At 39.6% G+C, this 10,513-nt stretch carries 13 protein-coding genes and 1 tRNA gene; 4 read left to right on the top strand and 10 right to left on the bottom strand.

Annotated elements, in window-relative coordinates; genetic code table 11:
- Nucleotides 1-81: 81 nt before the first annotated feature.
- The 8 genes from tolB to QAI40_RS15125 form a co-directional block, all read right to left on the bottom strand.
- Nucleotides 82-1,452 (bottom strand): Tol-Pal system beta propeller repeat protein TolB, encoded by a 1,371-nt coding sequence (gene tolB / locus QAI40_RS15160; RefSeq protein WP_299981620.1) that lies wholly within the window; start codon nt 1,450-1,452, stop codon nt 82-84.
- A 3-nt stretch (nt 1,453-1,455) separates the two neighbouring features.
- Entirely contained in the window at nt 1,456-2,328 is an 873-nt protein-coding gene (locus QAI40_RS15155) for an energy transducer TonB (RefSeq protein WP_299981622.1), read from the bottom strand.
- Nucleotides 2,329-2,337: 9 nt separating this feature from the next.
- Nucleotides 2,338-2,754, bottom strand: coding sequence for a protein TolR (tolR, locus tag QAI40_RS15150; RefSeq protein WP_299981618.1), 417 nt, complete (start codon nt 2,752-2,754; stop codon nt 2,338-2,340).
- The gene (gene tolQ, locus QAI40_RS15145) at nt 2,754-3,464 is read right to left on the bottom strand and encodes a protein TolQ (protein WP_299981616.1); all 711 of its coding nucleotides are present in this window, start codon (nt 3,462-3,464) and stop codon (nt 2,754-2,756) included. The genes tolR and tolQ overlap by 1 nt, the downstream gene beginning before the upstream one ends.
- A gap of 226 nt (nt 3,465-3,690) precedes the next feature.
- A complete protein-coding gene (gene groL / locus QAI40_RS15140; protein WP_304511759.1) occupies nt 3,691-5,346 on the bottom strand; it encodes a chaperonin GroEL in 1,656 nt (551 codons plus the stop codon).
- A gap of 29 nt (nt 5,347-5,375) precedes the next feature.
- On the bottom strand, nt 5,376-5,663 hold the full coding sequence (groES, locus tag QAI40_RS15135; protein ID WP_299981612.1) for a co-chaperone GroES: 288 nt from the start codon (nt 5,661-5,663) through the stop codon (nt 5,376-5,378).
- Nucleotides 5,664-5,726: 63 nt separating this feature from the next.
- On the bottom strand, nt 5,727-6,002 hold the full coding sequence (locus tag QAI40_RS15130; RefSeq protein ID WP_299981610.1) for an FmdB family zinc ribbon protein: 276 nt from the start codon (nt 6,000-6,002) through the stop codon (nt 5,727-5,729).
- A 105-nt stretch (nt 6,003-6,107) separates the two neighbouring features.
- Entirely contained in the window at nt 6,108-6,641 is a 534-nt protein-coding gene (locus QAI40_RS15125; protein ID WP_299981608.1) for a hypothetical protein, read from the bottom strand.
- A gap of 135 nt (nt 6,642-6,776) precedes the next feature.
- Here QAI40_RS15125 and QAI40_RS15120 point away from each other — a divergent pair, with 135 nt between their 5' ends.
- Nucleotides 6,777-6,860, top strand: a complete 84-nt coding sequence (locus QAI40_RS15120) for a 30S ribosomal protein bS22 (RefSeq protein WP_442875397.1) — start codon at nt 6,777-6,779, stop codon at nt 6,858-6,860.
- An 85-nt stretch (nt 6,861-6,945) separates the two neighbouring features.
- Here QAI40_RS15120 and hflC read toward each other — a convergent pair whose 3' ends face one another.
- Together hflC and hflK are read right to left on the bottom strand one after the other, a co-directional pair.
- Entirely contained in the window at nt 6,946-7,884 is a 939-nt protein-coding gene (hflC, locus tag QAI40_RS15115) for a protease modulator HflC (protein ID WP_299981605.1), read from the bottom strand.
- A gap of 3 nt (nt 7,885-7,887) precedes the next feature.
- On the bottom strand, nt 7,888-8,976 hold the full coding sequence (gene hflK / locus QAI40_RS15110) for an FtsH protease activity modulator HflK (protein WP_299981603.1): 1,089 nt from the start codon (nt 8,974-8,976) through the stop codon (nt 7,888-7,890).
- 229 nt (nt 8,977-9,205) lie between these two features.
- Between hflK and QAI40_RS15105 the strand changes: the two genes are divergently transcribed.
- The 3 genes from QAI40_RS15105 to QAI40_RS15095 all read left to right on the top strand — a co-directional run bounded on the left by QAI40_RS15105 (nt 9,206) and on the right by QAI40_RS15095 (nt 10,381).
- Nucleotides 9,206-9,526 (top strand): DUF721 domain-containing protein, encoded by a 321-nt coding sequence (locus QAI40_RS15105; protein ID WP_299981601.1) that lies wholly within the window; start codon nt 9,206-9,208, stop codon nt 9,524-9,526.
- A complete protein-coding gene (locus QAI40_RS15100) occupies nt 9,507-10,244 on the top strand; it encodes a tRNA1(Val) (adenine(37)-N6)-methyltransferase (RefSeq protein ID WP_304511758.1) in 738 nt (245 codons plus the stop codon). Before QAI40_RS15105 ends, QAI40_RS15100 begins: the two co-directional genes overlap by 20 nt.
- Nucleotides 10,245-10,289: 45 nt before the next feature.
- Nucleotides 10,290-10,381: transfer RNA gene (locus tag QAI40_RS15095), tRNA-Ser, on the top strand.
- Nucleotides 10,382-10,513: the final 132 nt, after the last annotated feature.

The following is a 10,513-nucleotide window of genomic DNA, read 5'->3' as shown; positions in this document are numbered from 1 at the left end:
CCTGTTTTTGGGGGGCGCCGGGTGGCTTTTTGTGGGTTTTTTTAAAAAACAACCAAAAAAATCAACGCCGGACCCCGTTTTTTAATTTTTTGACATTGACCAGTCCGGTTGGGTCTGTTTGCCTTTCAACCTTAAAAGTCTTCGCTGATCTGATCCGGATACATTCATAACAAAAACCCTTGGGGTACCGCCTTCGCGGGTTGATGTAAACGTCAGCATACTTCCATCCGGTGACCAGGCAGGATCTTCATTATCCCCCGCATCCATGGTCAACTGCACCGGCATTCCCGAATCAATATTCATCACGAAAATATTAATATCGTTTTTTTCTATGCCCACATAGGCAATCTTCCTGCCATCCGGCGACCAGGCAGCAGATGTATTATTGAAGCCCTTGAATGTTAATCTTTGCACTCTTGCCGATTCAAGGTCCTTTATATATATCTGAGGAGTTCCGGTCCGTTTTGAAGTAAAAACTATTTTTTTGCCATCCGGTGAAAATTTAGGCGACACATCAATCCCCCAGCTTTTTGTTATTCTTTTAATAATTTCTCCCTTTATGGTCAACAAATAAATTTCCTGATCCCCGGAAAAACTTAATGCTGCTACAAGTTTAAGCTGTCCGGGCATCCAGTCCGGAGAGATATTCATTCCCTTATAATTAACAATTGATCCTCTTTTTTCTTTGAGGTTTTTAATAAATATTTGAGGGTTACCCCTTGCATAGGAAACATAGGCCAACCATTTGCCGTCAAAAGACCAGGACGGAGAAAGTGAAATACTTTTATGGGATGTAATCTGTTTGATATTTTGTCCGTCAAAATCACAGGTAAATATCTCTTTTTTCCCTTTTACTGTTGAAACAAAAGCTATCTTGCTGTTAAATACTCCCCATTTGCCGGTAAGCTTATAGGATATTTCACTGCAAAACAGGTGAATCATTTGCCTGATCTGAGATCGTGAGCCGGTATATACTTTGCCGACCAGGAGTTTTGTTTTAAATGTATCAAAAAGCCTTAATTCAAGCTTCACTTTCCCCTGCTTTTCAACAATCCCTCCTGTAATCAGCAGCTCAGCCCCAATCCCTGTCCAGTCTATAAAATTTATCTGACCCAGTTGAATGCCTGATTCAGCCGGATTTGAAAGAAACGCGACAGAATTCATTATGTTAAGATATCCTGTAAAATCAAGCGCCTCTTTTAAAATATGCCTTGCTGTTTTCCCGTCTTTTACTTCAGCGCCATGCCCGTTAAATGCTTTAAATTCTGTCACGGCAACCGGTGTTTTCTTTAAAAACGGATTGCTGACATTGATATAATCATAATCTCTGGCATCTACAAGTATTGGGGAAAATAAAATACACCCCACTCCCAGGAAATATAGTATGGGTAAAATAATTTTATTAAACATATCATGGGAACAATACAATTTATTCCCTGCAAAAGAAACCATTTTTTATTTCAAGCCTTTTGGAGTAAAAATCACAACAACATCGTAGGAACGCATTCCACCCGGTAATTGTGGCAATGGATTTGCCTTTTTAATTGCTTTTTTCGCAGATTCATCAAGATATCGATTCCCTGACTTGGTTTCATAAATAATATCCCTTATTTCTCCACTTTTTAATATCTTGATCAGAATTCTGACTTCAAAATTCTGATCCATCCTGGCAAGGATATCATTAAACACCCAATTCTGCTCTATTGTCTGGCCTAAAACCATTTTATAGAGATCAATGGGCTTGTACCCTTTTTTGCCGGCTCCAGCATATGCCCCTTTTTTTTCACCTTCTTTTGATTTGCCCTGATCCTTTACTTTTTTCTGAAGACGGCTCAACGCCTGGGCAATCTGGTTCTGATTCTCAACCTTTTTTTCTAATTTTTCCCTTGCTTCTTCCAATACCTTTTCAGAATCAATTTGTTTTTTGGGTTTCTCTTTTTTAACAGGCTTTTTCTCCTGTTGAGCCATCAGATCTTTCAAATTTTTAGGCTTTGTTTTTAAACTGATGTCAGGCTTTATGGTGGAAATTTTACGACTCTTTTTTTTTATAATTTGGGATTTTACCGGGATACCATCTTTCTTTGAATTCTCTTCATTTTTGGCTGGTTCTTCCAGCAGAGGTTCCGGTGAAAAAGAGACCAAATCAATCTGGATAACCGGCGGCAGGGGCTTGGGCAGTTTGAAATCTTGAAAAAATATTATACTGTAAAAAAAGAGACCATGTAAAAACAGAGAAATAAAGAAAAAAATGATTCCGGTTTTTCTGCTGTGATCTAAGGGAGTGAGAAGAAATTCTCTTCTTTTTTTAAAATTTTCCAGAAAACTCATGCTCGTCAATCAGGACTCTTCTTCATTTTCAGGGAGCGTAATCATCCCCAAGCTGTCAACACCGGCCTTTTTAATCTTTGAAATCACATTGACAACAATCCCGTAAGGCACTTTTTTGTCTGCCCTGAGATATACATTTTTTTTATCAAAATTTTCCAGTATGGCACCCAGCTTCTGGGTCAAAAACTCAACACTGACAACCTGCTCATTAATAAACACTTTAAAATCATCATCAATGGATATAATTAGACGCTCTTCACTGCCTTTTAATGGTTTTGAGGTGGCCTTGGGCAAATCCACATCAACGCCCTGAACCATCATGGGGGCAGTTACCATGAAAATAATCAACAGGACAAGCATTACATCAACAAAAGGAGTGACATTAATCTCGGACATGAATTGACCATTACTGGAGCCTGATTGCATTATACCTCCATCTGGTTTTGAATATCGCGTTCCATTATATTTAAAAGATCTGAAGAGAAACTTTGCAATTCAGAATCCAAAATTCTTATCCTGTCAGTAAAATAATTGTAACCGATAACAGCAGGAATAGCCACGGCTAGTCCTGCTGCTGTTGCGATGAGTGCCTCTGAAATACCGGGGGCAACGACGGCAAGACTTGCAGACCCACTCAAACCAATTCCATGGAACGTACCCATGATCCCCCAAACAGTTCCGAAAAGACCGATAAACGGGGCGGTATTACCCGCAGTTGCCAGGAATGGCACCAATTGAACAAGACGTCTGACTTCAACATTGATGGATCGGTTTAATGATCGTTTTAAACTTCCAATAATTTGGAAATAGGAGCTTTGAGTTCTTCTTATCTGTGTTTTTTCCTTATCTTTGCTGTCAGCTCTTGTCATCTCCGTATATGCAGTGATGAAAATTCTTGCAACCGGACTTGATCTCAATGCCTTGGCTTTTGAAAATGCATCAGCCAGATTTCGACACTGCCAGAAAATATCCGTAAAATCAGCAGACTCTTTAAATGCCTTTCGGATATACCTGAACTTAATAAACATAATCGCCCATGAAGTTATTGAAAAAAACAGCAACAACAGCATAACAAACTTAACGACCGGGCCTGCATCGCTCAACATGTAAAACACCCCTAGAGTTTCAGTGGCCATATAACCTCTCTTGCAAATTTATCTTCCCAATAGTGGTAAAATAATAAATAAAATTTAATAAAACTAAGTATATGAGTAGGCATTTCATGTCAAGTTCTTATTGAAAACTCCCGCAGGAAGTCAAGGGGATTTCGCCTGTCCGGACAGCTCAAAAACAAAGCCCCTGCACACAAAATGTGCAAGGGCTTTTATTCAATCTATATGAGTATTAATGTTTAATTAAACATTACATCATTCCGGGCATTCCGCCGCCCATTCCGCCCATTCCGCCACCGGGCATTCCACCAGGCATTCCGCCGCCGGCATTTTCTTCCGGTTTATCAGCGATCATGGCTTCTGTGGTCAGCATTACAGATGCAACACTGGCTGCATTCTGAAGGGCAAACCGAACCACTTTTTTAGGATCGATAACACCGGCTTCAATAAGATCTTCATAAACATCTGTCAGGGCATTGTAACCATATGCACCTTCACCATCTTTGACTTTATTGATGACAACAGAGCCTTCAACACCGGCATTGTCTGCAATTTTTCTAAGGGGTTCTTCAATTGCTCTTGCAATAACAGCTACGCCCAATTTTTCTTCGCCTTCAAGCTTAAGATCCTCAAGGGCTTTAAGGCATCTGACAAGGGCAACACCACCGCCGGCAACAATACCCTCTTCAACGGCTGCACGGGTAGCATTGAGAGCATCTTCAACTCTGGCTTTCTTTTCTTTCATTTCAGTTTCAGTGGCTGCACCGACATTAATAACAGCAACACCGCCAACGAGCTTGGCAAGTCTTTCCTGTAGTTTTTCTTTGTCATAATCGGAAGATGTCTCTTCGGCCTGGGCACGAAGCATTTTTACCCTGCCTTCAAGATCTTCTCTTGAACCTGCACCATCAACAATTGTGGTATCATCTTTATCAATTATTATGGATTTTGCCTGGCCAAGATCCTGCAGAGTTACATTTTCAAGTTTAATTCCGATATCTTCTGAAACAACCTGTCCACCGGTCAGCACGGCAATATCTTCCAGCATGGCTTTTCTTCTGTCGCCAAATCCGGGTGCTTTAACAGCAGCCACATTCAAGGTGCCGCGAAGTTTATTGACAACCAATGTTGCAAGGGCTTCACCCTCAACATCTTCGGCAACGATAACAAGGGGCTTACCTGTTTTGGCAATCTCTTCAAGAACAGGCAGAAGATCTTTCATGGAAGAAATCTTTTTATCACAGATTAAAATAAACGGGCCATCAAAGGAAGCAACCATTTTTTCAGTATCTGTTACAAAATAAGGAGAAAGATATCCGCGATCAAACTGCATCCCTTCTACAACGTCCAGAGTGGTGTCCATTGATTTGGCTTCTTCTACGGTGATAACACCTTCTTTGCCAACTTTATCCATGGCCTCTGCAATGATATTACCAATGGTTTCATCACAGTTTGCGGAAATAGTTCCAACCTGGGCAATCTCATTTTGATCCTTGGTTGGTTTTGCCATTGATTCAAGGGCTTCTACAACCTTAATAACTGCTTTGTCGATACCCCGTTTAATCCCCATGGGGTTGTTCCCGGCAACAACCAGTTTCTGACCGTTTTCATAGATTGCACGGGCAAGAATGGTTGCAGTGGTTGTACCGTCACCGGCCATATCAGAAGTTTTGCTGGCCACTTCTTTTACCATCTGAGCGCCCATGTTTTCAAATTTATCTTCAAGTTCAATTTCTTTTGCAACGGTTACACCGTCTTTGGTAACATTGGGAGAACCCCAGGATTTTTCAATCACTACGTTTCTACCTTTGGGTCCCAGTGTAACCACTACTGCATCAGCAAGGGTCTGTACACCTTTAAGCATTGCCTCGCGGGCTTTAGCATCATATTTAATCTCTTTGGCCATCGTATATAATCTCCATTTATAAATTTAAATTATTCAATTATTCCAAGAACATCATCCTGACGCAGGATAAGATAATCACTTCCATCAATTTTTACGTCTGTTCCGCCGTATTTGCTGAAAAGAACGCGATCTCCAACTTTTACATCCATTGGAAGAAGTTTCCCGTCTTCACCCATGCGGCCGTTACCGGTGGCAATAATTTTACCTTCTGCCGGTTTTTCTTTTGCTGTATCAGGGATAATAATACCGCCTTTGGTTTTTTCGTCCTCGTCAACACGTTCCACAAGAATTCTGTCACTTAAAGGTCTCAAACTCATGATCTTTTTCTCCTTTGTATAATTTGTTTGGTTTGTTCTTTTAAATTTTATTTTATTTCAACTTCAATCTTTAGAATCTGTTGTCTTTTTTGAAGTTGTTTTTGATTCTTTTGATTTTATACCGGATTTTGTTTCAGATTTTTTTTTGGTTCCAGTCTTTGCTCCACCATAATCCGTCACATACCATCCCGATCCTTTCAGATGAAATGTACTTTGAGAGATAAGTTTTTTTAAATGTCCCTTACAATGAGAACAGGTTTTAAGCGGCGAATCTGAAATCTTCTGAAATGCTTCTTCTATTTGCCCGCACTCTGTACATTGATACTCATAAACTGGCATTTTCTTTACTTCTCCGTTTTTCTTTTATCTTCTTGGAAAATCAAAGATAAAATAATTAGTCTTTTATCCTTGTCAAGCAGGTTTATCCAAATTTTTTACCTATATTCAAGATCCCGGAACCGAGAGCCAATCTTTATAAAATCCAAAGACTTTGCTTAAACCAGAAACCGATACCGGCTTTAAAATGGTGTGGGTTAATTTATGAACTTTCCGCTCCTCATCCAATGTGACATCCGCTTCATTCTTGTTTTCATATCGCTGTTTAAATTTTGAAAATCTGACAATATGAACCAGTTCATGGGTCAATATATAAAGAAGGAACGGCTCTAATGACAGGTCGCCTTTTTTGGAAACCATTGTAAGAATAGCATGGTCCTGAAGACATACTTGGTAAAGGCTGAACAAAGAAGATCCCAAAGGAACATCTTTTTTGCGCCCCTCATATTTAACCACCTGGGCAAAAGGACCGTCAACACATTCATGGGGTGCAAGATCTTTGGCTGTCTTTATATCATACCTGTTTTTAAGCCAGTGACCAGAGGACATTTTATAAAAATTATTTACTATTTCCTCTGAAACCTTTACAGCTTCATCAACCTTTAAAAGCTCTTCTCTATTAAAGTGTCGTGCTGTTTTCATTGAGCGCCTTTATTATAACCAATAAAAAATTGGACATTTAATAAAATATTATGCTATAAAGCTCTTTTAACTAAATTTGAAATAAAAATTAAACTATGCCTGTATAATAAGGAGGTGATTTTTTTGAGTAGTGTGATGAAAAAGAGAAAGAAAAAAATGAGGAAGCATAAACACAGAAAACTCCTTGCCAAGACCAGACACCAGAGAAAGAAAAAATAGCTGTTAAAATATGGGGAGTATTGAGTTGCAAACGATTATTCAACTCAATACTCAAAACCCGTTTCTTAGCCGTTTCGTAAAGGGGCTATTCAATACCTTTAAAGTACTTCATAAAATCAGAATCTGTTGAAAGAATCAGGGTGGTGTCTTTTTTTATGGTTTTTTTATAGACATCCATGGTCTTTAGAAAAGCATAAAAATCAGGATCTACACTATACGCGTCCGCATAAATCAGGGTGGCCTTTGCATCAGCCTCACCCTTAATCGTCTGGGAATCTTTATAGGCCTGGGATTTGATTACCTGAAGCTCCTTTTCTTTTTCACCCCTTATATTGCTTGCTTCCCCCTTACCCTCTGCACGATATTTTTCTGCAATCTGGTTTCTTTCTGCAATCATCCTGTCGTAGACCGCTCGCCTTACGCTCTCGATATAATTTATTCTTTTTATTCTTACATCCACAAGTTCAATCCCAAACGGGGTTAGTTTGGGCCTGGCCTGTTTTACTATTTGCTTTGTAATCTTATCCCGGCCAAGTGAAATTTTATACTGGATCCGTTTTCTGTTTTCATCAACCGTGGATTCAAAAGTATCCATAGGTCGATCAGAATTACGAACACTTTCGACCAGAGGGTATGATGTCACAAGATTCCTCATGGCAGGATCAATAATATCATCCAGACGCTCAAGCGCGGCAAGTTCATTGTTGACAGTCTGAAAATATTTTATGGAATCAACAATCTTCCATCTTGCAAAAGTATCCACCCAGATATAAGTTTTATCTTTTGTGGGCACCTGGCCTGGATCACCATCCCAGGTTAACAGGTTGTTTGGGAAATAATTGGCTTGTTGAAAAAAGGGCAACTTGAATTTTAAACCGGGTGTGGTAACAGGTTTGCCCACTACTCTACCAAACTGGGTGACCACAACCTGCTCGGTTTCATCAACGATATAAGCAGCATTATATACCAAGATAATACCGATAGCGATGACAGCCAAAAATAAAGGTTTTATAATATTATTCATTTTTTACTCACTTTTTTTAAGGAAACTGTTTTGAAGGGCAGAGGACGAGCCTTGACCCATATTTAAAAAAGGTAATAGATTTTTCTGTTCAGAATCAATAATATACTTTGGTCCAAGATTGGGGAAAATTTCCAGCATTGATTCCAGATATATCCTTTTTTTTGTAACATCTTTGGCTTTTATATACTCTTTGTAGACCGCTGAAAATTTGGCAGCATCACCCTGGGCACGGTTAACCCGATCAATAGCATACCCTTCTGCATCCTTTATTACTCTTTTGGCTTCACCACGGGCCAAAGGCACGGCCTTATTATATTCTTCTCTTGCTTTATAAATCGTTTGTTCTTTTTCCTGGGTGGCCTGGTTCACCTCATTAAAAGAGTTCTGGACAGGTTCCGGAACATTTGTCTTTTTCATTTCAATGGTAACAATATTAATACCGGACTTTGCCTGAGTCATTTCATTTTGAAGTATTTCTTTGGCAGCCAGGGCAATCTCTTCTCGTTTACTGATGACCTCATTAATACTTCTGTCTCCGACAACGGTCCGCATGCTGGCCTCAGACATATCTCTTAAAATAGCCCTGACATCCTTGACCTCAAACAGGTAATCACGGGGATTGGAAATTCTGTATTGGACAATCCAGGGGACCACTGCCACATTCAAATCTCCGGTCAGCATTAAGGCCGTCTCCTGTGAGGGGCTTTCACTTGAGAACCTGTAATTGCTTGATCCTTGTACTGTTTCAAATCCGAATTCTTCCTTATAAATCCTTTTTATCTTTACTTTGGTCATTTTTTCAACACCTGCCGGAAATTTAAAGCTCAAGCCCGGCTGAGCAATCCTATTAAATTTTCCAAACCGCTGAATGACACCGACTTCATCCAGTTTAATTGTAAAAAAAGTGGACGATCCAAAAAACAAAGCCAAAAGAATAATGACAACCAGAAAGCCCCCTGGAAACTTAAATCCTTTAAATTTGTTTAAAAGTTCATCCATCTGGGGAGGCCTTGGCATGCCAGGCCCGCCGCCTTCTTTCTTCTTCTCAAACTTCTGCTGATTTGCTCTAAGTTTTTCCCAATCCCAATTCATAGATATTATCCTAATAAATTATTTTTTTTAAAACCCAAATTATATGAAAGCAAAATATAACCATATTTATATTTATCAAGCCCAAAAGGCAATATTTATTTAAAATATAAGTTGGCAGGGCTTTATAGTAATCATATAAGTCAAAACATCTTTTGGGTATATTCCGATTAAATAATATGCTATGAGATAGGGTAAGAACAAGTGTCTAAAAAAATTAGGACAAATTCAATTGGACAAAAAAGATAAGAACAGCAAACTGATTCATATCAGTGACATCTTAAATTCCGCCCTCGGCAAATACAGGCCGGCTAGGGACACGGAAATGACCAGAATATGGGACATCTGGGATGATGCTGTTGGAAGGCCCATTGCCATGAATGCCAAGCCTGACTCTTTTAAAGACGGGGTACTCATTGTCAATGTATCAAGTTCATCCTGGATACATCAGCTCAAATTCCTTGAAAAAGAAATGATCTTAAATATGAACAAGCAACTTGAACATATATCAGTTAAACAAATCCGGTTTAAAATTGGAAAAATTCTCTCCTGACCCTTTCTTTAACCATGAGATAAAGGTGTCCCAGCCTGAAACCGGATATCGATTTTCCATGGATCCGTTCATCCTTGCGGCCCACATTCAACCAGCGGGTATTGAAAAGATCGTTGATATAGGATGTGGCTGTGCGATTATGCCTTTGATTCTGGCATTAAGATGGCCTGGTCTCAACATCATTGGTGTTGAAATTCAAAAAGAATTATCCGGGTTTGCCAGACAAAACATCATCGACAACAGACTGGAAAGCACTATCCGGATTATTCATGAAGATATTAACAATATACGGGTTTCCGACATAAACGGGCCGGCAGGTATTATCATCTCAAACCCGCCCTATATAAAAAAAGATTCCGGCAGGCTGAATCCGGATTCTCAAAAAGCCATTGCGCGCCATGAGATCACTCTTGACATTGATATGCTTTTTTATTGTTCAAACAGGCTGCTTCAAACCCGGGGGCGATTATATGTCATCTTTCCTGCAGACCGATTACCGGATCTGGTTCTGACCATGGAGCGTTATAAATATACCCCTGATTTCATCAGGTTTGTGCATATAAAAAAAAATTCTGCGGCCAAACGTGTTATCCTCTGTGCGATGAAAAACAGTGCTGTGAAAAACAGCGACAAACCCTGTGTTATTCACCCGCCCTTTTATATCTATGCATCTGAAAATAGGTTTAGCCATGAGTATGTTTCCATGTTTAGATCTTGACACAATTGCAAAAAAATACTATTTTGCCTTGAATTAATTTAATGCGGAGAGGTGACCGAGCTGGCTGAAGGTGCACGCCTGGAAAGCGTGTGTATCCTAACCGGGTACCGAGGGTTCGAATCCCTCCTTCTCCGCCACTGATCATAAACAGTCATAATTAAGATAACATGTCATATCAATTATTAGCACTGAAATATAGGCCCCAGACATTTGACAAATTTGTCGGGCAGAGCCACGTTACCACCACCCTTTCAAATGCGATCTCGCAG

This window comes from Desulfobacula sp., assembly GCF_030611305.1.
Classification (GTDB): Bacteria; Desulfobacterota; Desulfobacteria; order Desulfobacterales; family Desulfobacteraceae; genus Desulfobacula.
The sequence above is the reverse complement of the archived record's forward strand: the minus strand, read 5'-3'. Positions and strand labels throughout refer to the sequence as shown.